We start from the raw sequence: 22,972 nt of genomic DNA, 5'->3' as shown, positions 1-22,972 counted from the left end.
CAAGGAGGGCGCCTTCGCTTTAACGATGGTGGCGGTGGCCGCGATGATTCTGCCGCCCGTGGCTGCGATAATTCTTATGCTTTACATTGCGCCAGCGAGGTCCCCGGTTATCCCATTGCTTGCCGCGATAATGGCGGTTGCCACGCCAGTTGTCGCGGCGGTCTTCCGTCAATACATTGCCCAGCACCCCGCCAGCGGCGGCCCCGCCCAAAGTGAACAGCGGGTCGCCTTCGGAAAAAATGGCGCCGGCTGCCGCGCCCAATCCCGCGCCCAGCAGGGTGTTGGTCGTGCGATCAGACGCCATGGCGTTGCCGGCGGCTGCCAGTGCCAGGGCGCCTGCGAAGGCAAGACTGGCGATCTTGTTAGCGAGTTTCATGACAACTCCTGCAAAATGACAATACATGGGAGCCCGCCCCGAATCGATACCGGCGTGGCTCACGATGGCATCAGCGTATCGTCAGCCCGCTGCCTTTAGCAAGCGAACCGGCCGGCTTTGCAGTGGATTGAAATAAGTGCGGGCCCGCTGCCGCGTTTGGTTACAAGCTTGTATCCGCCACATCGCCGCAGCGCCCAATTTGTCACAGAAATTTGCGTCGCCCCGCAAGCGTGGAATCGAGCCCCGCAAGGGGCTGGGATATGTCGCCACACCTCCCGTATGGGAAACGTCACGCGAGGTCACGACTCACTGAGCCTCAGGCCTGCTCCGGCGCGTCAGTGGCAGGCGTGGCCAGGTAGGAACGCTCGCCGATCTGCTGGCGCCACATGGCGTAGTACAGCCCCTTTTGCAACAGCAGGTGATCATGTGTGCCTTGCTCCACGATGCGGCCACGTTCCAGCACGAAAATCGTGCGCGCGTGCATGATGGTGGAAAGCCGATGGGCGATCATGATGGAGATCTGGTCGTTGCGTTCCGAGATTTGCTTGACGGTGGCAGTGATCTGTTCTTCGGTCAGTGAGTCCAAGGCCGAGGTCGCTTCATCGAAAATCAGCAAGCGCGGCCTGCGGATCAATGCGCGTGTAATAGAAAGGCGTTGACGCTCCCCGCCCGAAAGCCGTGCACCCATTTCGCCGATCACGGTGTCCAGCCCCTGTGGCAGTGTGTCCAGCAGATAGGCGCAGGAGGCCTGCTTCATGGCCACGACGATCTCCGCATCGGTTACATCGGGCTTGACCAACTGCAGGTTTTCGCGGATCGTGCCCGCAAAGAGATAGGTTTCCTGTGTCACAAAGCCAATTTGACGGCGAGCCGGATTAAAGCGCAGGTCGCTCGTCTGCGTATCGTTGTAGTAGACCTCGCCTTCGGCTGGTCGGTAAAGGCCGACCAGCAGTTTGACCAGCGTCGATTTGCCAGAGCCGGATGGTCCCACGAAGGCGATGGTGTCGCCCAGACGGGCAGAAAAAGATACGTCTTGCAGCGCGTAGCCATCGCCGCCTTTGTGGCGAAAGCTCACATGATCGAAACGTATTTGCTCGATAGGGCCGATTTCGATGGCGGTTTTAGAGCGGCGCTCAATGGGTTTGCTGGTGAGCATGTCGAAATTCGACAATGAGGCCTGAGCCTCCCGGTAAGCGAGAATGATATTGCCCAGTTGCTGCAGGGGAGCAAAAATCGCAACCGCGATGAATTGCATGGCAATCAGTTCGCCGGTACTCAGCACATCCCTGAATATCAGCCACAGCAGGGCAAACAGCACGGCCAGCTTGAGCAGACTCAGTGTTGTGCCCTGAAGAAAAGAAAGCATGCGCACAACTTTGACCTTTTGCATTTCCAGGGCAAAGATCTTGTTGGTCTGGGTTTGCAATCTGCGAATTTCCGAATAGGTCAGGCCCAGGCTTTTGATGAGCTCGATATTGCGCAGCGATTCGGTAATAAAACCAGAATTGCGATTGGTTTCCCTGACAATGGAGCGTTGCTGGCTCTTGATTTTGCGGCTCAACAGGCCCGTCAGGCCGCCCAGCAGCAATACGCCCACAAAGAAAACCGGCACCAGCAGCCAGTGCTTGGTGACTGAGTACCAGCACAGGAACACAATACCCACGCCGGCGGCAAATACCGTATTGATGAATGTGTTGATAAAGCGTTCGCAGTCGGATCGTAGCTTCTGCAGTAAAGAAAGCACTTCGCCGCTGCGCAGAGCTTCGAACTCCTGAAACTCCAGCCGCAAGGCATGGCGCAATCCGTCGTTGAAAATCTGTGTGCCGAATTTTTGCACGACCAGGCGTGTCAGATACTCCTGCATGGCCTGGAACAGGCGCGAAAGTATGGCGACAATCACTGCCAGCGCCAAGAGCGTGAGCACGCCGGAAACCAGCTCATCGTCGGATTTACCTGCGCGATTGATGGCGTAATCGTCGATGATCTTGCCGAAAATAATGGGGTCGACCAGCCACAGGATCTGGCTTGCTGCGGCCAGCAGCAGCGCCACGCCAACAAGCCGTTGATGGGGGCGCAAGTACTTCCACAATATATGCATAGGTTTCCTCTGGCGTCGCGAACAATATCCCCTGAACGCAACACGTTGGGTTTCAGACGCTGGGCCCTTGATCCTGGAAGACGATCCGCGTCATGAATTCCTTGAGCACCATCTCAACGTTTTCATCGCCGCCAGCGTCGTCCTTGCCTGGTAAATGATAGATGCCTATTCCGTCGCACAGCGCCATGAACCCCAGTGCCAGTTGCTGTGGGGAGAGTGTCAGGGTCATGCCGGCCCTGAGGGCGAACGCCTCGGCGAAATCCGCGACGGCGCCCAGCGTGCTCTGCTGGAACGTTTTGAAATGCTGGCGAAATTCCTGATCCCGGCTTGCTTGCAGGCGGGCCTCCAGCCACAAGGTATAAAGCTGTGCGTCTTTGTAAATATGCGCGTAATACTCCAGCAGGCGGGCTTCCATGCCGGCGCGCAGGCTGAGGCCCTGTTGCGCGCCCGCGGGCAGGGCGCTGTCTTCGAGAATGGCGTGCAGGCCAAGCATGATGCGCTCGTGCTCGCGCTTCAGCAAAGCCAGGAAAATCGTACGCTTGCTGTCGAAATTGGAATAAAAAGCACCTCGGGAATAGCCCGCGGCCAGCGTGATGTGCTCGACGCTGGTGGCGCCAAACCCCTGTTGGACAAACAGCGCATGCGCGGCATCGAGCAGGCGCTGCCGGGTTTGTTCGCGACTTTGCTGACGGGTAAGACGGGCTCTTTGCATGGTGAGGCATCTTAGCACTATGACTTCAAATACATATCTGCATTTGAAGTCATTATTGTATTGCAATAAACTCTGACGTTCATTCCCTATCTGGGCTCAACAGCGTTTTCAAGTGTGTGCTGACTGGCGCCACCCCGATGCTCTGCCACTTTCCTAGTTTGCCTGCCATGAATGCCTATGCCGTATCGCCCGTTTACCGCGTTTTGCTGGCTATGTGTTGTGCCGTTTCTCTGATCGCTTGCAGCAAACAGGAATCCGAGCAGGCCGGGCCCAGGCCGGTGTCAACGGTCGTGGCTGCCTATGATGCGGGCGCACACACTTGGCAAGTACCCGCACAGATCGACGCCAGAGCGTCCACGCCCTTGTCATTTCGGGTAAACGGCAAGATTATCCGCCGCACTGTGGGGGTAGGTGATCGGGTGCTGGCGGGGCAGGTCCTGGCCGAACTCGATGTCCAGCCTCTCCAACTGAATCTGGATAGCACGCAGGCTCAACTGGATGCTGCGCGTCAAGGCTTGGCCTTTGCGACCAAGCAATGGCAAAGAGACCAGAAACAGGCGCGCGCCGACTTGATCTCGCAGGCACAGCTCGAGCAAAGCCGAAACGCTTACGCGCAAGCCCAGGCCCAGTTTACCCAGGCGCAAAAGGCCCAGGCGCTCGCGGCAGACCGCGTAGCCTATGCCAGGCTGACCTCTGCGCATGAAGGGATCATCACTGCAGAGCAGGCCGAGACGGGGCAAAACGTCTCGGCAGGCCAACCCGTGTACACCCTGGCCTGGGGCGACGAGATGGACGTCCTCTGCGATGTGCCGGAACGCCAGGTGGGCATGCTGGATGTGGGCCAGTCGGCCACAGTGGAACTTACCGCCTTTCCTCGCAAGCCTTACCGCGCAACGGTGCGCGAAATCGCGCCTGCGGCCGACCCCATGAGCCGCAGTTTCCGCGTAAAGCTCCGGCTGCTGGAGGCCACGCCGCACGTTCGTCTGGGCATGACAGCAACGGTACGATTCGACACTTCCGATACCCTGCAAGCGAGTGGCGATACGCGCAGGATCACGTTGCCGGCCACTGCCCTGTTTCATGACGATGGCAACCCCGCTGTCTGGATAGTGCAGGAGAACACCCTGGCCTTGCGCGCCGTGACCATAGCTGCCTATGGCGCCGACACGGTCACGTTATCGGGCGGCGTGGAACCGGGGGAACGGGTGCTGGCGCAGGGGGTGCATACTGTCAGTGCGGGCCAAGAGGTCCGTGTCGTTCAACCCAGTGACGCTGCCACGCCTGTCGAACGCGCAAGGCGAGCAGATCCGGTGGCAACGGGCGCCCAACAGCGCGCCGGGGCGCATCCATGAGCGCTCGCAGCCAGGAGGAGCGCGCCACGGGATTCAATCTGTCCAGATGGGCGATCGCGCATCGGGCGCTGATGGTGTATTTCATCCTCATGCTGACGATAGCCGGCGCGCTTGCCGGACTGCGTCTGGCGCAATCCGAGGATCCTCCCTTCACGTTTCGTGTCATGGTGATCCAGACCATGTGGCCTGGCGCCACGGCGCAGCAGGTGCAGGAAGAGGTCACCAACCGCATCGAGCGTACCTTGCAGGAGATGTCGCGGCGCGACTATACCCGCAGCTATTCCCGGCCCGGCGAGTCGACCATCTTTTATTTCATGGAAGAATCCGCGCCCGCGGACAAGGTGTCGGATGAGTGGTACCAGATACGCAAGAAAATCGGAGATGTGGCCGCCACGCTGCCAGCAGGTGTACACGGGCCTTTTTTCAATGATGAGTTTGGCGATGTCTACACCAATATCTTTGCGCTCAAGGGCGATGGCTTTTCGCCTGCGCAGTTGCGCGACCAGGCGGATACCTTGCGCAATGTGCTGCTGCGCGTGCCGGGCGTGGCCAAGGTGGATTACTTTGGCGATCAGGAAGAGCGCATTGAGATCCGAATTCCCAATGCTGTCCTGGCGCAGTCCGGTTTGTCTCCGGCACGGATAGGGCAAGCCATCGCCGCTCAGAACGCGGTCGCCGATCCAGGCGTCGTGACCACGGCGCATGACCGTGTTTTCGTGCGGCCCACCGGACAGTTCAACCATCTGGAGGCTGTTGCCGACACGCTTCTGCAGGTAGACGGCAAGGTGGTGCGGCTGGGTGATATCGCCCGGATCAGTCGCGGCTATGTCGATCCGCCGTCAACCCAGATGCGTTTTCAGGGCCAACCCGTGCTGGGCATAGGCGTGACGGCCAGCGAAGGCTATGACGTGGTGCGGCTGGGCCAGAACCTTGGCTCGGTCGTGACCGAGCTGAAAGCATCGCTGCCTGTCGGTCTTGCCCTTGAGGAAGTGTCCAGCATGCCCCTGGCGGTGTCCGCTTCAGTCGACGAGTTTCTGCGCTCCGTAGGCGAAGCCATTGCCATCGTGTTGCTTGTCAGCCTGGTGTCGTTGGGGTTGCGAACGGGCATGATTGTGGTGATATCCATCCCTGTTGTGCTGGCGCTGACAGCCTTGTTCATGTATTGGCTGGGCATAGGCTTGCACAAGGTCTCCCTGGGCACACTGATACTGTCGCTAGGCCTGTTGGTGGATGATGCCATTATTGCGGTCGAAATGATGGCGGTAAAGCTGGAGCAGGGCTGGGATCGCGTCCGCGCGGCTGCCTTTGCCTATACCAGTACGGCCTTTCCCATGATGACCGGAACGCTGGTGACGGTCGCGGGGTTTTTGCCCATTGCCCTGGCCGAATCCAGCACCGGTGAATACACGCGATCGATTTTCGAAGTCTCCGCCATTGCCTTGTTGGTGTCTTGGCTGGCGGCGGTGATCTTGATTCCATTGCTGGGCTATGCGCTGCTCAAGCCTCGGCCCTTGCCGACAGGCCACGCCGCCGCGCAAGCCAACCACGAGGTCGACGAGCACGATATCTACAACTCGCGTTTTTACACGCGTTTGCGCCGATGGCTGCGCTGGTGTGTGGGCAGGCGTGTGCTGGTACTGGCGCTCACTGGCGTACTGTTCGTGGTCGCGATGTCGGGGTTTGGCTTGATCCCCAAGCAGTTCTTCCCGGACTCTGCCCGACCCGAACTTCTGGTGGATCTGCGCCTGCGCGAAAGCGCGTCATTTTCCGCCACGCTGGAACAGGCGGAGCGCTTGGAAAAATTGCTGGATCAGCGGGCCGAAATCGACCATTTCTTCAGTTTTGTCGGTACTGGCGCGCCTCGTTTTTATCTGCCCCTGGATCAGCAATTGCCTTCCCCCAATTTTGCGCAGTTTGTGGTTACCGCAAAGTCGATTGAAGATCGAGAGGCGCTCAAGCTATGGCTCGATCCGGTACTGCAGGACCAGTTCCCGGCGCTGCGGGGGCGGGTGTCCAGGCTGGAGTCGGGCCCGCCGGTAGGATTTCCGGTGCAGTTTCGCGTGAGTGGCGATGACATCCCTACCGTACGTAAACTGGCGGAGCAAGTGGCAAATGTCATGCGCAATGATGGGCGCGCTATCGATGTGCAGTTCGATTGGGATGAACCCTCCGCGCGCGGTTCGCGCTTTGTCGTGGATCACCAGGCCGCGCAGCGGCTGGGCGTGAGCTCACGCGATATCGCAGACTTTCTGGCCATGACGCTGTCGGGCTACACCGTTTCGCAATACCGAGAAGCCGACAAACTCATACGCATTGATCTGCGGGCGCCAGATACCGAACGTGGGGATCCCGCCAGGCTGATGAACCTCGCGCTGCCCACGCCAAACGGCCCCGTTCCCCTGGGTGCGCTGGGCCACATGGAAGAGGGCATGGAATACGCCATTATCTGGGAGTACGACAGGCAGCCGACCATTACCGTGCGTGCCGACGTCAAGCCCGGTGTGCAGGGTATAGACCTTACCGAAGCGGTTGACAGCAAGCTGGCTGACCTGCGCGCCAATCTGCCCGTGGGCTATCACATTGATGTCGGAGGCTCTGTGGAAGGCAGCGGCAAGGCCCAGGCCTCCATTGTTGCCAAGATGCCGTTCCTGGTGGTTGCGGTTCTCACGCTGTTAATGATCCAGCTGCAGAGCTTTTCGCGCGTCATGCTTGTTGTGGTCACGGCGCCGTTAGGCCTGATCGGTGTGGTCGCAACGCTGTTGCTGTTTGGCAAGCCGTTTGGCTTCGTCGCGATGCTGGGCGTGATCGCCATGTTTGGCATCATCATGCGAAACTCGGTCATCCTGGTGGACCAGATCGAGCAGGACATCGCCGCGGGCCACAAGCGCTTCGACGCCGTGGTCGATGCCACAGTGCGGCGCTTTCGTCCCATTACGCTGACGGCTGCTGCTGCGGTGCTTGGGCTGATTCCTTTGCTGCGCAGTGATTTCTTCGGCCCCATGGCCACGGCGTTGATGGGTGGCATTACCAGCGCAACCATCCTGACAGTCTTTGTACTGCCGGCCTTGTACGCCCTGATGTTCCGCGTACGCACCGATGAAACCGCCGAAGCACAGAATCAGGCTGGGCAATCATCATGAAACAATTCATTCAACCTTCCCCGACCGCTCGGCCATATTGCCTGCCCACGGCGGCCATGCGCCTTTTGGCTACGGTCGCCTTATGCGGCACGCTGGTCGCTTGCGCCTTTGGCCCTGGCGGCCAGCCGCCGGAACTGGGATCGCCGGAGCATTATGGCGTGATGCCCACCCCCGCGCAGACGGTGCCTGCCAACGGAGAAACCCAGTATTTCGTCGATGCCACGCAGCCTGTCACGAAGTGGTGGAAGCGCTATGGATCGGCCCAGCTTGATGCCCTGGTCGACGAAGCTCTGGCAGGCAATCTGGATCTGGCAGCGGCCCGGCACAGGCTTGAGGCGGCACGGGAGCAATGGTCGGCGCAGGCTGGGGCCACTCGCCTGCCCTCCATAGATATCGGCGCCCAGGCGGCGCGGCAGCGGGATCTCGGCTTGCCCATAGAAGGCTTGCCGCCCACATCGCTGTACAACACCTTCGTAGGGCAGGCCCAGGTGCAGTACACCTTTGACCTGTTTGGCGCCAACCGCTACAAGAACCAGGCGCTGGCGGATCGTGTCGGGCAGCAGGCGGCAGAGTTGCAGGCCGCCCGCAATGCCGTGGCAGCCAATGTGGTATCCGGGGCCATCAGTCTGGCCGGCCGGCAAGCGCAGATTGGCATACTCGAAGACTTGATCGCGCTCTCGCGCAAAGACGAGGCTGACACCCTTCGCCAGCACGCGTTGGGTGCGGCGTCTCGTTCTTCTGTGCTCGATGCGCGCCGAGGGGCCGCCGCCCTTTCTGCGCAGTTGCCGGAATTGAACGCGCGGGCACTGGCCGCCCGCCATGCGCTGGCGGTGCTGCTGGGTCGTTCGCCGAATCAGGCGCCGCCTGCGCTGAAATTTGATTCGCTAGTGTTGCCCGCGCAGCTTCCGGTCTTGGTGCCGTCGGCCCTGCTGGCCTCGCGGCCTGATGTTCAGGCTGCCGACGCGGCGCTCAAGGCGGCTGCGGCCGATGTGGGGGCGGCCACTGCCAATATGTTCCCCCGTATTACGCTTTCTGCGTCCATGGGGCGCGGCGGCTTTGATTGGAGCACGGCAACGTCGGGGGCCGGCGCGATCTGGAGCCTGGCCTCAGGCATCACCGCACCGGTGTTCCACGGCGGTGCATTGCGCGCACAGCGGCGGGCGGCGGCGCAAACCTACGAGGCAGCCGTTGCTCAGTACAAAAATACGGTGTTGTCAGCGTTTCAGGAGGTCGCGGATTCCCTTGCGTCGCTGGAGCAGGGCAGCCTGTCGCTGGCCCAGGCAGACGCAGCGCAAGACGCCGCCCAGGAACAGTTCGAAAATACACGCCAGCAGGTCAGCCTGGGTGCGTTGCCGCCGGCGGCGGCGCGGGCCATGTCGCGGCAGGCGGCACAGGCGCAGCTGGATGCCTTGCGCTACAAGACGCTGCGCATGCTGGACACGGCCAGGCTCTTGCATGCCATGGGGGCGGCGCCCTGAGCCGGCCCTTTCACCGCGCCGGGTCTATTGGCCTGCACCCTGCCGTTGTTTGAATCGGTACCCGGTATATTGGGCCAACAACACCAGCGTGGTGGAAATCAAAATCATGATGATCCCCAGGGCCGACAGTTTCCCCCACAGGCCATCATCGGCAAAGCTCAGGATCTGTACCGCCAGCACTTCAGTGCCTGGCCGGGAGAGTACGATGGATACAGTCAGTTCGCGGATGAACATGGTGGCCATCAATATCCAGGCAGAGACCACGCCGGGAATGAGCAACGGCACAATGATGCGGCGCATGGTGGTGAGGGGGCTGGCGCCGCAGACCTGCGATGATTCCTCCAGATGTGCATGCACTTGTACAAAGGCGCTGGCCAATGGCCTGATGCCATAGGGAAGATAAGCGGCGATATAGGCTAGCAGCAATGCCGTCAACGTTGCGTAGAGCGGCGTCTGCACAAAAAACCACATGAAGCCGATCCCGATCACAATGCCCGGAAACGAAAAAGACAGAAAGCTCAGCGATTCCAGCAGCGCAGCCGCGCGCGTGCGTAGCTTGACGATGACATAGGCCACGAACAGCGACAGCAGTACCCCCAGCGTTGCCCCCACGATTGCCAGGAACAGACTGTTCTTCAAAGCAAGCAAAGAGAGCGGATCCTGCAGGACGTCGGTCCAGTGTTTCCAGCTCATCATGGAAAATGCGCGCGCGCTGGGCACCATGGAATAGGGGACGAAAGAGGTGTACAGCAGCACCGCCACCGGCAGCACAATCATCAGCAGGCACAGCAGCCCCACGATGATGAACAGTGGTGTACGCGCGCGCTTCAGCTCAATGACTGTGGGCTTGAAGCCACGACTCGATATGGTCACATATTTTCCGCTTTCGGCCGTCAAGGCCCGGTAAACGACAATCAGCGCGATGGAGGCAGACAGTACACTCATGCCCAGCGCTGCGGCTTGGCCGTAATCCGGCGCAAAGCCCGTGGAAATCATTTCGTAGAGATAAGTGGCCAGTACATCGACGCGGCCCGGCATGCCAAGTACGCGGGGCACCGCATAAGAGGCCAGGCTGCGCACCACGCCAAGGATGAAGGCGGCAAGAATGGCTGGCCTGAGCACCGGCAGCGTTACGCGAACCAGCGTGCGCCAGATGCCGGCGCCAAATACGCGTGAGGACTCCTCCAGCGACACGTCGAACGATGCCATGGCCGGTGCAATGATCAGATAGGCAATGGGCATGTTCAGCAAACCCTCCACCAATATCATGCCCCATAGCGAATAGATGTTGAACGGCGCGCTGTCCAGCGCGAATACATCTTTGAGCGCGAGATTGATCAGCCCGTTGGAAGGGTTGAGCAGCAGCGCCCAGCTTACCGAGAACAGCAGGTGGGGGATCATCATCGGCACAATGGAAAGTACCGTGAAGACGGGCTTGAAAGGGATGTTCGTACGTGTGTTCAGGTAGGCCAGGAACAAAGCCAGTACCGTCGAGAATACTGACGACCCCAGCACAAACACCACCGTATTGAAAGTGACCTCAAGCAGGAAGGGGTCGGTATACGCCTTGACGTATTTGCTCAGCGTAAAGCTGCCAAACGCCGTCAACCCTTGGGAAAAACTGCCGAGCAGCAACATCAGCACCGGACAGAGCGTCAGGAAACCGACAATGACAATGAGCGACCATGTCAGGGCAGGGCGCGATTGATTCATGGCCCGTCCTTCACGCGGACAGCAAGAGACAGTGGGCAGGATTCAGGCTGATGCTCACCTCTTCTCCTTGCGCCATGTCGACGTCTGGGTCTATACGCGCCAACAATCGTTCCTGGCCGATACGGATGTCGGCTTCGTAGACTTCGCCCACGAACTCCAGCGCTTCTATCTTGCCCTGAATGATATTCTGGCCCTCATCGCGATCCTTGCTGGTAACGCGGATGAACTCGGGACGGATGCACAAGGTTGCCTTGCTCCCCACCGCAAGATCACGCGCCTGGCAGTGGATCAGGCCCATGCCGGTCTGGACAATCGTCAGGCCATGCTCATTGCCCTGCACAATGGCTTCTATTTGGTTGGCACGGCCGATGAAGTCTGCGACAAAGCGATGATCGGCATTGAAATAGATCTTTTGGGGTGAACCCTTTTCGACGATGTGGCCCGCCCGCATGACAGCGATCGTGTCTGACAGCGCCAGCGCCTCAACGCGATCGTGAGTGACATAGACCGCCGTGATGTTCAGCTTGCTCATGAAACTGCGCAGTTCCTTGCGTGTCTCTTCCCGCAGCTTGGCGTCCAGATTGCTGAGCGGTTCGTCGAACAGAATAACCTTGGGTTCCGCGACCAGCGCACGCGCCAGTGCCACGCGCTGTTGCTGGCCGCCTGACAGTTTCGTCGCGGAACGCTTTTCGACGCCTTCGAGCTGGACAAACCGCAGCGTGCGCGCCACTTTCTCGCGTATCACCTCCCTGCGCTCGCCCTTGATCTGCAAGGGATAGGCAATGTTGTCGAATACGCTCATGTGCGGCCAGATCGCATACGTCTGGAACACCATGCCCAAGCCGCGCTTTTCGGGCGGTATGGCAATCCCCTTTGCGCGCGACCACATCACTTCGCCGCCAATGCTGATCTCGCCGTCATCGGGTGTTTCCAGCCCGACGATGCAGCGCAGCAGCGTCGTTTTGCCACAGCCGCTAGGGCCCAGCAGTGTGAAGATCTCGTTTGCAGGAATGGTCAGGTCAACATGATCGAGCGCCTTGACTGTTTTTCCTTCAGAGACGTAGTGCTTGCACAGACCCTCGATCCGTATTTCCATCGTCAGTTCTTTCTTCGGCGGGTTCAGCGAGTATTGAAGATCTTGCCGAATTCACGGCCCCATTTCTGCAGGTCTTCGTCAGACAGGTCGCGCACGGGCAGAACTTCTACCTTGTCTATGCCCTCAATGGCGGGGAAGACGCCAGGCGCCAGCACATATTCGCCGACATCCTTGGCCAGCAGACCCATGGCTTCCTTGCTGAGCCAGTAATCCATGAACGCGCGTGCCGCCTCAGGATGAGGCGCCTTGGATGTCAACGCGATCGCGCGTGAGGTGCCCAGCAGAGGCTGACCTGAGCGAGGGCCCCAGTCCAGCGGCGCGGGCGCTTTGGTCACAATGTATTTGGGCATGGATATGCCAATGAGTTTTTCGCCGCTTTCGACTGGCGCGGGCGTGGGGCCAAATGACGCCACAAACATAGGCTGATTGGCCGCCAGCCCCTTGAGAAAAGCCATCCATTCGTCTTCGCTCTTGAACACTTTTTCTTTCAGGCCGACCAGCCAGGCAATCGTGGAGGGATGGTTGGCCGGGTTGGCCATCACAATCTGATTCTTCCATTTGGGATCGGCCAGATCCTCGTAGCGGGCGGGCGCATCCGCTTTCTTCAAGTGATCGGTGTTGAACAAATAGGATACGTATTCGATGCCAAAAAGCGTAATGCTGTCATCCTTGACGGCCCAGTCCGGATAGCCTTCGGTCGCCGGCGAGCGGTAGGACGCCAGCACGCCTTGTTCCTTGAGAACCTCCAGCATGGGCTGAGGCGACTGCAGTACGTCGGCCAGCAGTTTGCCCGCGTTAAATTCGGTCAGGATGGTCGGGATGAATTTGGAACTGGATGCGCGCGTATATTCGCCCTTGATGCCGGTGGCCTTTTCGAAGGCATCCATAATCGGCTGCACAGCAGTGATATTGGCGTAAAACACCGCCTTGCCTTGTGCCCTGGCTTTTTCCATCAAGGCGGCATCGGCCGCTCGGGCCAGCGGTGCAAAGCCTGGCAGGCCGGTCAGGCCGGCGGCGCCGGCCAGTTTCAGAAAATGTCTGCGGTCGATGATTTTCATGGGTCTCGCTCCGGGTTATTTGGCCTGTTTGTTACAGGCCTTCTTTGAGCAGATGGTAGACCGTGGCGAGATACTTATCAATAAGCGTTGACCAGCGTTCAGAAACGATAGCCGCTTGTATCCCCGATTTTTTCAGTCGCTTATTTGCTCATTCATTAATAAGTATTGATAATTCAAGTGATAATTATTATCATTCAGGATCAATAATCAAACTAAATCCCTGAGAGTGCCCAGATGCTCCAGGCGCCGCACCGTTTTTATTCTATCTATGGGGAAGTTTTCATGAACATCTTGACCTGCGCTGGCACGGCCAAGGCAGATGGTCGTCCATCGCTCGGCCGTCGGAAGGGGTGGGTACTGCTGGGGTTGTGTACCTTATGGCCCGCTGTAGCGGGCGCCCAGCAGGCTTCGGCGGTATCCGCCACCGCGGTGCAGTTGGCCCCTGTCAAGGTGCAGGGCCATGCCGAAGCGGATGGAACCACCGAGGGTACCAATTCGTATACCAGCGACTCGAGCAATACCTCCACCCGCCTGAGGCTGGCGCCGCGGGAAACGCCGCAATCGGTCAGCATCATGACGCGCCAGCGCATGGACGACCAGGGCCTTACACAATTGACTGACGTTATTGTCCAGACACCCGGCCTCATTCTGGACGGGGGCGGCAATATGGGGTCGGATTCCAGTCCGATTTACGCGCGGGGTTTCCAGGTTGATAACTATCAGATTGATGGGGTGGGCCTAAACTACACCGGCTATACCGATCTTGCCCAAACCAGCGACATGGCCATGTTCGACCGGGTTGAGGTCGTGCGTGGTGCTACGGGTCTGATGAACGGTGTAGGATCTCCCGGCGCGACGATCAATATGATAAGAAAAAAACCTACACGCGATTTCCAGGCGGGCGTCAAGGTGGAAACCGGGTCGTGGGATTATTATCGCGGCGAAGCCGATATTTCCACGCCGTTCAATGAATCGGGCTCCGTGCGGGGCAGGCTGGTTGCCGCCTGGCAGGAAAACCGCTCGTTCATTGATCGACTCAAGGAACGCAAAAAGCTGTTCTACGGCATTGTCGAGGCGGACCTCACATCGCAAACCTTGGCTACGCTCGGATTTTCAGTCCAGGATCAGCGTGCAACCGGGCATGCGCGCTCCGGGCGCCCACTCTTTTATGCAGATGGCGGGCGTGTCGATTGGGATCGCTCGGACTCCGCCGCCGCAGACTGGGCGTATTCCGATCGATACTACTACTCGATCTTCGCCTCCCTGGAACATCGTTTCGATAACGACTGGCGGGTCAAAGGCACCTTGAACCGTGGCGTGACCGAGTACGACGAGGTACTTGGCTATGCAGCGGGTGGATATCCCGATCGTGTGACGGGGGCTGGCGTTAACCTGTGGGCAGGCCGTTGGGCAGGCAAGCCCAGGCAGGACAGTCTGGACCTCTATGCCACCGGACCCTTCACGCTGTTCGGAAGAACGCACGATCTGGTGGTCGGGGCGACTGCTACACGCACCAGCGAAGATACGACCAATTACAACCTGTGGTGGTTCGACGACTGGAGCAGCGCCATTCCGGACATCTACAACTGGGATGGCCGTTATCCCGCGGCGCCCAACAATCCCGCAACAGGCGAGCGTCGCCTGCGGGAAAAGCTCACCAGCGCCTACGCGACCACGCGCTTGCGAGCCACGGATTCACTGTCGTTCATACTGGGTGGCCGCATGACCAGTTGGCGCAGCGACAAAGACACGCTCACCTACAGCAGCGGCACCGTCAGCTCGGTAAACCGTGCCGAAAACGACAAGTTCACGCCCTATGCCGGGATTGTGTATGACATCAATCACAGCTGGTCTGCCTATGCCAGCTACACCAGCATCTTCAAGCCACAGACCAACAAGGACATCAATGGGGATTACATCGAGCCCTTGCTGGGCAATAGCTACGAAGTCGGCCTCAAGGGCGCGTTTCTTGAGGAGCGGCTCAATGTCAGCGCTGCGCTGTTCAGCGTCAAGCAGGATAACCTGGCCGTAGCCATCCCCGGTGAGTTTGCCCCCGATGGCTCCGCGGCCTATCGTGCCGAATCAGGCACGCGCTCACGCGGTTTTGAAATCGAACTGGCCGGTGAGCTTGCGCCCAACTGGCAGGCCGCCGCCAGCTACGGACGCACGCTCACCAAAGACAGAAACGATGACCCGCTTAACACCGATATTCCGCAAAGCACCTTCAAGTTGTTCACCACCTATCGATTCCCGGAGATAGGCAGAGGCCTAACCGTAGGGGGCGGCCTGCGCTGGCAGAGCCGCATCTACGCGGACGACCTGGGGCCAGCCAAACAGCGCCTTACTCAGAAGAGCTACGCGCTGGTGGACTTGATGGCTCGATACGAGATCAACAAGCAGGTGTCGGCCTACGTCAATATGTATAACGTGTTCGACAAAACATACTATGCCACGGCCAGCCCGTCGTCTTATTACGGCGCGCCCCGTTATTTGAAAGCGGGGATGGATATCCGCTTCTGATCTCTGCCTGACTGTCCGGCCGACAGGCTTTGTTCGTCGGCCAAGTCTCGTTACTATAGACGTTCCTCCAACACAGAATACAGAGGCCTGTCATGGCAAAGAAACTCTTGATGCTGGTCGGCGACTACGCCGAAGATTACGAGACGATGGTTCCCTTCCAGGTATTGTTGACGGTGGGCCATACCGTGCACGCCGTTTGTCCAGACAAAAAGGCGGGCGATAGCATTGCAACCGCCATCCACGATTTTGAAGGCGCACAGACCTACAGCGAAAAGCCCGGTCATCGCTTTGCGTTGAACCATGATTTTGACAAAGTGGATCCTGCAGAATACGACGGGTTGGTCATTCCGGGCGGCCGCGCGCCAGAGTATCTGCGCATGAACGACAAGGTGCTGGACATCGTCCGTTATTTCGACGACAACAGGAAGCCGATCGCCGCCGTGTGTCATGGCGCACAGATCCTCGCTGCGGCGGGTATTCTCAAGGGCAAGACCTGCTCAGCGTATCCTGCGTGCGCTGCCGAGGTCAGGCTGGCTGGCGGCACATATGCCGACATTGCCATCGATCAGGCGCACACCGATGGCCACTTGGTGACCGCGCCTGCATGGCCGGCACATCCAGCATGGATGGCCCAGTTCCTGAAGGTGCTGGGAACCAAGATAGAACCTTGAACTTGCCTGCGCCATGTCGAGTCATGCGCATGCGTGATTAACGGTGCGCCAAGCCGCCGGCGCATGGTTCATGCACGCGGGCCCGAATCAGGTCCGCGTGCGCGCTGAGCAGGGAATCAAACCCCTTTTACTGGGGTTGCTGTGTCGGCCGCAAGAAGCTGACTGGCACAAAGTTCCGCAGCGCCCGCTACGGGCTTTTGCGTATCCGCAAAGGTCACCCATCCACCTTCCTCAATAAAGGTGTCACGCTTCCAGGAGTCGGTTTCCTTTAGCGCCGCCAGCTTGGCACTGGCATCGGGTGCAGCGTTGAACCGGTTTGTGCAGATGTTGGCCGCCAATTGTGCGACCGCTTGTTTGGTAGAGGCCTGGGCCTGTTCAGTGGCCGTGCCGCCGGTCACCCAGCCGCCAGCCGTGAAGCCAATGATCATGGTAAGTGCCGCGGTTCCTGCGCAAGACCAGAACCACAGCGTTTTACTGGGCTTGAAGTTTTCCCAGTTGTTCATCATTCGTTCTGACATTGTCTACTCCTTGTAGCGGCTTGGAAGTATTCGTGGGCCGTATGTAAAGCGCTGCGAAAAGCCGCAGGCAGCCGGCTCAGGTTTCCGATGGTTTGGAGAAGCCAGTGAGGCCGCGGTTGCAGGTAGTTATAAAAATGAGTATTCCGCAGAGCCTATGACTATTTTATACAGAGTTTGACTGTTTCAATCAAACACTTTTACATCTGAGCATCTAGGGGATTACGCTGTGTATGCGCGCCATTGCGTTCGTTCAGTGTGCTAGCATCGCGTCTATGTTAGTCGGCCGCGCGCACGCTTCAATGTCCCTGACCGTCCACCGCTTCGTGCTGTGGCTGACGGCGTTGGCGTTTGTGTGTCGCGCTTTGATGCCTATTGGCTATATGCCGGACACCAGCGCGTTGCGTAATGGTCAGTTGCTGCTTACCTTGTGCACGGCCGGTGGCGGCGTATCCTTCCTGCAGATCGATGCACCCGGCGATAAGAAAGCAGATCAGGATATTTCGCGCGGCGATACGTGTCCTTATGGGTTGATGGCCAGCCAGGCCATGCTTATGCCGGACATGCCGCAGCTTGTTGCCGCCGTCTACGCCCGATTCACGCCAGTGGGCGCTGTTTTTGTAACTCGCCCACCGCTGCCCCCACTTGGGCCTCCGCTAGGGTCACGCGCTCCGCCTTACAACCTCGCCTGATTTGTCGCTATATGCCGACGCGGGTTTGCGTCGGCCTTGGATAACAGATACTCGAGGTTTTCTCATGCATTGCCTTCCTGTGCGCGCGGCGTTCATCGCCGCGTCCTTGGGCTGCCTGCTGCAGCCTGTCTTATATGTGCGCGCGGCCCACGCGGCCGAGCCCATCACCCAATTGCCCGCGATTTCGATACGTGCCGCCGGCAGCCTGACACTCGATACGGCTGTCTCAACCGGATCGGGGCTGGATCTCACCCCGCTGGAAACACCTGCAAGTGTGACCGTCATTACGCGTGAACAACTGGAGCAGCGTGGCGACAGCCGCCTGTCTGATGCGGTCAGCCGTTCGCCGGGATTGAGCCACATTGGCCATCCGGGCAATGGCGGTGAGGCCTTGTCCGCCCGTGGTTTTACGGGTTCCAACTCCGTCATGCAGCTCTACGATGGTATGCGCCAGTACGGCGGTGTGGGCATTACCTTTCCGTTTGATACCTGGTCTGTAGAACGTGTAGAAGTACTGCGCGGGCCAGCGGCCGTGATCTATGGCGAAGGCGCAATAGGCGGTGTAGTCAACATCGTGCCCAAGAAGCCGCAGCGCGGCCCCGTCGACAATGAAATCCAGGCTCGGCTGGGCACAGATAACACGCAAGGTTTGGCCTGGGGTAGCGGAGGCGCGATCGATGATCGATTTTCCTATCGGTTCGATATCAGCGGCAACCGGTCGGACGGCTGGGTGGATATGGGCGACAGCCGCAATCTGACTTTTTCCGGTGCGCTGACGATGGATGTGTCGCCGGATTTCAATCTCACGCTGAGCCACGCCCAAGGCTGGCAAAAGCCGATGCGCTATTTTGGCGTGCCCTTGGTCGATGGCGAGCAGGATGATTCGCTGCGCGACAAGAACTTCAATGTCGACGATGCCGTCATTGCTTTTCGTGATCGGTGGACCGAGCTGTCGGCGCTGTGGACGCCGAACAATGCCGTGACGGTGCGAAGCCGCCTTTATCAGATAGACAGCGAACGGCATTGGCGCAACGCGGAATACTATGATTATCTGCCTGCGAGCGGCTTGATAAAGCGTAGCAGCTATACCGACATTCGGCATCAGCAATCGCAGACAGGCAATACCACCGACGTGCGCATCGATACCCACTTGTTTGGCCTGAAAAATCAGGTGTCTCTGGGGTTTGATGTCAACCGCAGTCATTTCAAACACAGCAACAACTCGCCTTATGGCGGCGTATCGTATCTTGATCCTAATGGGGCCGATCGGGGTGAGTTTATCGATGTCGTTCCCGCCACGCCACGTTATCGAAACAAGGCAAGCCAGTACTCCCTGTTTGCTGAAGATCGCGTCGAACTGACGGATGCCTGGTCGGTGTTGGCCGGCCTGCGCTACGACCACATCAATCTTTCCCGACGTGATCTGGCCGGCGCTGGCACCTCTTTCGATCAATCCTTTTCCAACGTCGGGTGGCGCGTGGGCAGCGTCTACGACATCCTGCCCGGGCTGGCCGTGTACGTTCAGTATTCCGAAGCTGCAGATTCGGTCGGCTCACTACTGATGATGTCGCCCTCCACCAAGGATTTCGACCTGTCTGTGGGCAAGCAATGGGAAGTCGGAATCAAGCAGCGCTTCTGGGACGACCAGGGAGAGTGGACCCTGGCCGCGTATCGCATCGTCAAGAACGGCCTGCTGACACGAGATATTGCGGATCCAAGCAAAAGTGTACAGATCGGCCAGCAATCGTCGCGGGGGCTGGAAGCCACCGTGGGGCTGGATCTGGGCGCATGGCGTCTGGATGCAAATGCCGCCATTCTGCGCGCGCGCTACGATGATTTTGTGGATGCCTCGAACGGGACAGCAGTTTCGCGTAGCGGCAACGTGCCAACCGATGTACCGCAACGCTTGGCCAACGTCTGGCTCAGCTGGCGTTTTCAGCCACACTGGACGGCTAGCGCAGGCTTGCGTTATGTAGGCAAGCGCTATGCAGATCGCGCCAATACGCTGGAACTGCCCGCCTATACCACCGCCGATCTGGCAGTGCAGTGGGCGCCCCGGCCCGATCTGACGCTTGCCTTGCGCAGTTTCAATATCTTCGACCGGCATTATGCCGAGACGGCCTACTACAACCAGACTCAGTGGCTACAGGGGCCGGGACGCCGGTTCGAGCTTACCGCCAACTATCGCTTTTAATCGGTGGCTGAGATGGCAAGTATCTGGACACGTTTTAAACGTCTCGCCTATCTGGTTCATCGATGGACAGGCATTGCGGCATGTGTATTGATGGCCGTGTGGTTCGTCAGTGGTGTCGTCATGCTGTTTGTCGGCTATCCCAAACTGCTGCCGGCTGAGCGTTTGGGCGCCTTGCCGCCACTGACGGCTGTGTCATGCTGCGTGCCGGTCGACCAAGCGCTGCAGTGGGCGGATAAGCCGGACGCGATACGATCAATCAGGCTGGCGGCAGAGGATGGCCGGCCCTATTATCGCTTGCAGCAGGCCGATGGCCGCTATCTAGTCGTTGATGCGCGCACTGGCGACGCGCGCCCGCCGATTACGCAACACGATGCGGTGAGTGCCGCGTTATGGTTTGCGGGGCATGCAGCTCAGGCACCTGCGTTGCAGACGGCCGCGGCGCGCACGCAAGCAAAGTCTTTGGGTGCTGTCTGGCTTGATGTCGTGCAGGAAGACCGCTGGACCCACTCAGGGGCGCTTAATGCACACCGGCCCTTGCATCGAATCGATGTCAATGATCCTGCGCATACGCGCGTCTATGTTTCCTCGTCAACGGGCGAGGTGGTCATGGCGGCCTCGCGCAGCGAGCGTATGTGGAACTATGTCGGGGCCTGGCTGCATTGGCTTTACATGTTCCGCAATCAGCCTTCTGATCCGGTGTGGACGTGGCTGGTCATTGCGCTGTCAGGCGTGGGGGTCGTTACCGCCGTCAGCGGCACGCTGGTTGGCCTGTGGCGATGGCGCTTCAGTCGCCCGTACAAATCGGGGTCGCGTTCACCGTATCGCGACGGATGGATGCGTTGGCATCATCTTGCCGGTCTGATTTTTGCCGGCATTACATGTACCTGGATCTTCAGCGGCTTGATGTCCATGAATCCACTCGGCGTGTTCAACCCGCATACTGCAAGGCCAAATCTTCAGGCATGGCAGGGTGGAACGCCTGGACTGACCCGCTTGCCCCTGCAGGCGCCGCAAGCCCTGGCCATGCTGGCGCAGCGTGGCTTTGACGCGAGACAGTTGGAGTGGCGTGTGCTCAATGGACAGCCTTATCTGCTTGCGCGTGATGGAAACAACCGCACACGCCTCATCTTGCGCGAACATAGCCATTATGTGGTGCGCGATCAATGGCCGCAGACATCATTGAGCGTGGCAGCGCCGAAACTTATGAATGCGTCTATCGTATCCATGCAATCGATCACGCGCTATGACACGTATTACTTTCATCGTGCGCCGGCTTCCATGTATGGCGCCTCCGAAAGGCGGCTGCCCATACTGCGTATTAAGTTTGATGATCCTGACGCCACTTGGGTCTACATCGATCCCTACACAGGCGAGATGGAGCAGTCGCTGAGCCGCGCGCAGAGGACGGGACGGTGGCTGTTCAATTTCTTGCATAGCTGGGATCTGGCGCCATTTCTCAAAGCATGGGTGCTGCGCGATGTGGTGTTGATTCTGCTGAGTGTGGGTGGCTTGGTGCTGAGCGCGACCGGCATATGGATTGGCTATCTGCGACTGCGCCGCAAGCTGGCATGAGAGGTGTGGGAGCGCTCCTGCGCAAGCGCTCGGTGTTGATCCAACCTTGCGATGATATCGCCCGCCAGCGATGCGGCGGCGGGCGTGATGCAGGGAGCAAACGCTCGGCTGCCTTGGGGTGCAAGGCGGCCCCTTGAGGGCCTGCCCCTGTTTCGAGGCGCGTGCTGCTTACAGATGTGCAGTTGTCTCGCTTTCTACTGTCATGTCGAGTACATAGGCATAGCGTGATGCATCTGCGGGTACCTGCTTGCGCGTAAAGCGTTTGACGCGCAGGACATTCCTCACGCCTTGCTCGTGCTGAAAGCCTTCGATCTCTTCATACATGGTTTCCCAAGGGCCATAGCCTTGCTTCAACCCTGCGTCGTCAAACTTGACGAGCCGTGTCTTGAGGCATTGCTTGTCCTTGATCAGCGGATGACTGCAGGGCACTGTTTGCGCCGAAACTTCAAGAAAGATGATTTCGCCTGTTGAGCCAAAACGTGTTTCAGGTGTTGCCTTGCCTGACAGCATCCATTTTCCGCCGTCTTCGAATTTCAGTGTAAGCGTTGGCGACTGCTGCGGATCATCAAGATTCGCGCCGCTGATGTTCCAGGTGGAAACGTCGGGTAGACGCTGCGCGATCTTTTGCTCGTATGCCATCAGCGATTGATCACTGCACATGCGCATGGTGCTGACCACCTGGCTGATGTCCATGTACTTACCCTTGATGGCATAGCCTGCGCCCAGCATATTGCACAAGCCTGTAACTGACAGACGCTGATCCTGGAAGGCCAGCTTCACGGGCCCCTGATTCTGGTCGGATTGACGAACCCATTGAGGCTGCGCAGCGCCTGCGGTGTCGACTGCCTCTTGAAGCTGCCAGTGATAAGCCATGAGTGTGCCGGCATCATGTACAGGCGTGGCATCGGTGGAAGAGGGGCCTCCATCACGGTGGGCGCAAGCGCCAAGGCCAGTGGCGAGCAGCGCAGCACACAGCCATGTCAGGGAACGTTTCATGCGTGAGTCCTTATGAGAAGAGAAGCCCCCATTGTCACTTGAATGCGTGGATCAGGGCAATTCAGGCAATGCGCTTTCTATGAGTTTATCGTCGATGCTTGCACTTCTTTACACATTCTGGACGCAGTCTTTACCGGCCGTAGCGCGGCCACGCTCCAGGATCCGCCGCACGCCCTCGTCAACATTGAGATTTTATGTTTTCTTGATATCTCGTTGATGAATTCTTGCTGTGAGTCTTTGTACGCTTGCCTTACGCCTGCGCCATTAACCGCCCCAGCAGGGCACCTAATTCCAGGTCGTCGATTTTGCCGAAATGTTGCAGGCGTATACGCCCCTGCCTGTCAAGCAGCAGTATGCTCGGCGTTCCTTGCAGATTCAGCCGGGACATGGTCCTGGGCAGCGGGCCGGTATCCGCCGGCTTGTCAACGCCAACGGGAAATGCCAGCCGGAACTCGTGAATGAACGCGTCGAGCGCCTGGGGCCGCATAGCCTCGTGATGCTCAAATACTGTATGCAGTCCAACCACTGCCACCTCGGCCAGCGGAAAAGCCTTGCGCACCCGCTGCGCTTGCGGGATGGCATGTAGAACACAGGCTGGGCACAGCATCTGAAAAGTATGGAGCATGACAACCTTGCCACGCAGATCTTCAACCTGCAAGGCATGCGGGGTGTTGAACCACTGTGCAATCTCCCAGGCAGGCATGGGCGGGAAGTCTTCACCCGCGCTTTGTGTGATCGTCATCCTCATCTCCTTTTGAAGCAATAACGTATGTGACGGTACCCTGCCGC

17 protein-coding genes are annotated in these 22,972 nt (G+C 58.9%); 8 read left to right on the top strand and 9 right to left on the bottom strand.

Annotation, left to right across the window (positions count from 1 at the left end; genetic code table 11):
• Positions 1-19 precede the first annotated feature (19 nt).
• The 3 genes from ERE07_RS12295 to ERE07_RS12285 all read right to left on the bottom strand — a co-directional run bounded on the left by ERE07_RS12295 (position 20) and on the right by ERE07_RS12285 (position 3,186).
• Positions 20-376 carry a glycine zipper 2TM domain-containing protein gene (locus ERE07_RS12295; RefSeq protein WP_130009150.1) on the bottom strand — a complete coding sequence of 119 codons (357 nt, stop codon included), beginning with the start codon at positions 374-376 and terminating at the stop codon, positions 20-22.
• Between the two features lie 316 nt (positions 377-692).
• The gene (locus ERE07_RS12290; RefSeq protein WP_130009148.1) at positions 693-2,474 is read right to left on the bottom strand and encodes an ABC transporter ATP-binding protein; all 1,782 of its coding nucleotides are present in this window, start codon (positions 2,472-2,474) and stop codon (positions 693-695) included.
• A gap of 52 nt (positions 2,475-2,526) precedes the next feature.
• On the bottom strand, positions 2,527-3,186 hold the full coding sequence (locus ERE07_RS12285) for a TetR/AcrR family transcriptional regulator (RefSeq protein ID WP_130009147.1): 660 nt from the start codon (positions 3,184-3,186) through the stop codon (positions 2,527-2,529).
• 167 nt (positions 3,187-3,353) lie between these two features.
• On the opposite strand from ERE07_RS12285, the gene ERE07_RS12280 reads away from it, so the two are divergent.
• Genes ERE07_RS12280 through ERE07_RS12270 form a run of 3 tightly spaced genes read left to right on the top strand, consistent with a single transcriptional unit; the run spans position 3,354 to position 9,156 of the window.
• Positions 3,354-4,538 (top strand): efflux RND transporter periplasmic adaptor subunit, encoded by a 1,185-nt coding sequence (locus ERE07_RS12280; RefSeq protein WP_130009145.1) that lies wholly within the window; start codon positions 3,354-3,356, stop codon positions 4,536-4,538.
• The gene (locus ERE07_RS12275) at positions 4,535-7,678 is read left to right on the top strand and encodes an efflux RND transporter permease subunit (protein WP_130009144.1); all 3,144 of its coding nucleotides are present in this window, start codon (positions 4,535-4,537) and stop codon (positions 7,676-7,678) included. The genes ERE07_RS12280 and ERE07_RS12275 overlap by 4 nt, the downstream gene beginning before the upstream one ends.
• On the top strand, positions 7,675-9,156 hold the full coding sequence (locus tag ERE07_RS12270) for an efflux transporter outer membrane subunit (RefSeq protein ID WP_245153688.1): 1,482 nt from the start codon (positions 7,675-7,677) through the stop codon (positions 9,154-9,156). Before ERE07_RS12275 ends, ERE07_RS12270 begins: the two co-directional genes overlap by 4 nt.
• 24 nt (positions 9,157-9,180) lie before the next feature.
• On the opposite strand, the gene ERE07_RS12265 is transcribed toward ERE07_RS12270, so the two are convergent.
• From ERE07_RS12265 to ERE07_RS12255, 3 genes are read right to left on the bottom strand one after another with little or no spacing between them, the layout of a single operon-like run.
• Entirely contained in the window at positions 9,181-10,869 is a 1,689-nt protein-coding gene (locus ERE07_RS12265; protein ID WP_130009142.1) for an ABC transporter permease, read from the bottom strand.
• Positions 10,870-10,879: 10 nt separating this feature from the next.
• Positions 10,880-11,965 (bottom strand): ABC transporter ATP-binding protein, encoded by a 1,086-nt coding sequence (locus ERE07_RS12260; RefSeq protein WP_130009141.1) that lies wholly within the window; start codon positions 11,963-11,965, stop codon positions 10,880-10,882.
• A 23-nt stretch (positions 11,966-11,988) separates the two neighbouring features.
• A complete protein-coding gene (locus tag ERE07_RS12255) occupies positions 11,989-13,023 on the bottom strand; it encodes an ABC transporter substrate-binding protein (protein WP_130009140.1) in 1,035 nt (344 codons plus the stop codon).
• A gap of 282 nt (positions 13,024-13,305) precedes the next feature.
• Between ERE07_RS12255 and ERE07_RS12250 the strand changes: the two genes are divergently transcribed.
• Complete coding sequence (locus ERE07_RS12250) at positions 13,306-15,543, top strand: TonB-dependent siderophore receptor (protein ID WP_245153687.1); 2,238 nt, start codon at positions 13,306-13,308, stop codon at positions 15,541-15,543.
• 92 nt (positions 15,544-15,635) lie between these two features.
• Positions 15,636-16,214: a DJ-1/PfpI family protein gene (locus ERE07_RS12245; protein ID WP_130009136.1), complete on the top strand. Its 579-nt coding sequence runs from the start codon at positions 15,636-15,638 to the stop codon at positions 16,212-16,214.
• 116 nt (positions 16,215-16,330) lie between these two features.
• Here the strand turns inward: ERE07_RS12245 and ERE07_RS12240 are convergent, their stop codons facing one another.
• Positions 16,331-16,732 carry an ATP synthase subunit B family protein gene (locus tag ERE07_RS12240; RefSeq protein ID WP_130009134.1) on the bottom strand — a complete coding sequence of 134 codons (402 nt, stop codon included), beginning with the start codon at positions 16,730-16,732 and terminating at the stop codon, positions 16,331-16,333.
• Between the two features lie 299 nt (positions 16,733-17,031).
• On the opposite strand from ERE07_RS12240, the gene ERE07_RS12235 reads away from it, so the two are divergent.
• From ERE07_RS12235 to ERE07_RS12225, 3 genes are all read left to right on the top strand, one after another.
• A complete protein-coding gene (locus ERE07_RS12235) occupies positions 17,032-17,421 on the top strand; it encodes a DUF2946 family protein (RefSeq protein WP_167670870.1) in 390 nt (129 codons plus the stop codon).
• 64 nt (positions 17,422-17,485) lie between these two features.
• Positions 17,486-19,615: a TonB-dependent receptor gene (locus ERE07_RS12230; protein ID WP_130009132.1), complete on the top strand. Its 2,130-nt coding sequence runs from the start codon at positions 17,486-17,488 to the stop codon at positions 19,613-19,615.
• A 12-nt stretch (positions 19,616-19,627) separates the two neighbouring features.
• Positions 19,628-21,187, top strand: a complete 1,560-nt coding sequence (locus ERE07_RS12225) for a PepSY domain-containing protein (protein WP_130009130.1) — start codon at positions 19,628-19,630, stop codon at positions 21,185-21,187.
• A gap of 168 nt (positions 21,188-21,355) precedes the next feature.
• Here the strand turns inward: ERE07_RS12225 and ERE07_RS12220 are convergent, their stop codons facing one another.
• Entirely contained in the window at positions 21,356-22,183 is an 828-nt protein-coding gene (locus ERE07_RS12220; RefSeq protein ID WP_130009129.1) for an META and DUF4377 domain-containing protein, read from the bottom strand.
• A 250-nt stretch (positions 22,184-22,433) separates the two neighbouring features.
• Positions 22,434-22,925 carry a thioredoxin domain-containing protein gene (locus ERE07_RS12215; protein WP_209021140.1) on the bottom strand — a complete coding sequence of 164 codons (492 nt, stop codon included), beginning with the start codon at positions 22,923-22,925 and terminating at the stop codon, positions 22,434-22,436.
• Positions 22,926-22,972 lie beyond the last annotated feature (47 nt).

Source organism: Allopusillimonas ginsengisoli (assembly GCF_004153455.1).
Lineage (GTDB): Bacteria > Pseudomonadota > Gammaproteobacteria > Burkholderiales > Burkholderiaceae_B > Allopusillimonas > Allopusillimonas ginsengisoli.
The sequence above is the reverse complement of the archived record's forward strand: the minus strand, read 5'-3'. Positions and strand labels throughout refer to the sequence as shown.

Bases quoted from the DNA above. Each gene is read 5' to 3' on its own strand.
- ERE07_RS12235 (WP_167670870.1), top strand. From the start codon at position 17,032: ATGTCCCTGACCGTCCACCGCTTCGTGCTGTGGCTGACGGCGTTGGCG.
- ERE07_RS12295 (WP_130009150.1), bottom strand. From the start codon at position 376: ATGAAACTCGCTAACAAGATCGCCAGTCTTGCCTTCGCAGGCGCCCTG.
- ERE07_RS12290 (WP_130009148.1), bottom strand. From the start codon at position 2,474: ATGCATATATTGTGGAAGTACTTGCGCCCCCATCAACGGCTTGTTGGC.
- ERE07_RS12270 (WP_245153688.1), top strand. From the start codon at position 7,675: ATGAAACAATTCATTCAACCTTCCCCGACCGCTCGGCCATATTGCCTG.
- ERE07_RS12260 (WP_130009141.1), bottom strand. From the start codon at position 11,965: ATGGAAATACGGATCGAGGGTCTGTGCAAGCACTACGTCTCTGAAGGA.
- ERE07_RS12225 (WP_130009130.1), top strand. From the start codon at position 19,628: ATGGCAAGTATCTGGACACGTTTTAAACGTCTCGCCTATCTGGTTCAT.
- ERE07_RS12220 (WP_130009129.1), bottom strand. From the start codon at position 22,183: ATGAAACGTTCCCTGACATGGCTGTGTGCTGCGCTGCTCGCCACTGGC.
- ERE07_RS12215 (WP_209021140.1), bottom strand. From the start codon at position 22,925: ATGACGATCACACAAAGCGCGGGTGAAGACTTCCCGCCCATGCCTGCC.
- ERE07_RS12255 (WP_130009140.1), bottom strand. From the start codon at position 13,023: ATGAAAATCATCGACCGCAGACATTTTCTGAAACTGGCCGGCGCCGCC.
- ERE07_RS12280 (WP_130009145.1), top strand. From the start codon at position 3,354: ATGAATGCCTATGCCGTATCGCCCGTTTACCGCGTTTTGCTGGCTATG.
- ERE07_RS12265 (WP_130009142.1), bottom strand. From the start codon at position 10,869: ATGAATCAATCGCGCCCTGCCCTGACATGGTCGCTCATTGTCATTGTC.
- ERE07_RS12230 (WP_130009132.1), top strand. From the start codon at position 17,486: ATGCATTGCCTTCCTGTGCGCGCGGCGTTCATCGCCGCGTCCTTGGGC.
- ERE07_RS12245 (WP_130009136.1), top strand. From the start codon at position 15,636: ATGGCAAAGAAACTCTTGATGCTGGTCGGCGACTACGCCGAAGATTAC.
- ERE07_RS12250 (WP_245153687.1), top strand. From the start codon at position 13,306: ATGAACATCTTGACCTGCGCTGGCACGGCCAAGGCAGATGGTCGTCCA.
- ERE07_RS12275 (WP_130009144.1), top strand. From the start codon at position 4,535: ATGAGCGCTCGCAGCCAGGAGGAGCGCGCCACGGGATTCAATCTGTCC.
- ERE07_RS12285 (WP_130009147.1), bottom strand. From the start codon at position 3,186: ATGCAAAGAGCCCGTCTTACCCGTCAGCAAAGTCGCGAACAAACCCGG.
- ERE07_RS12240 (WP_130009134.1), bottom strand. From the start codon at position 16,732: ATGTCAGAACGAATGATGAACAACTGGGAAAACTTCAAGCCCAGTAAA.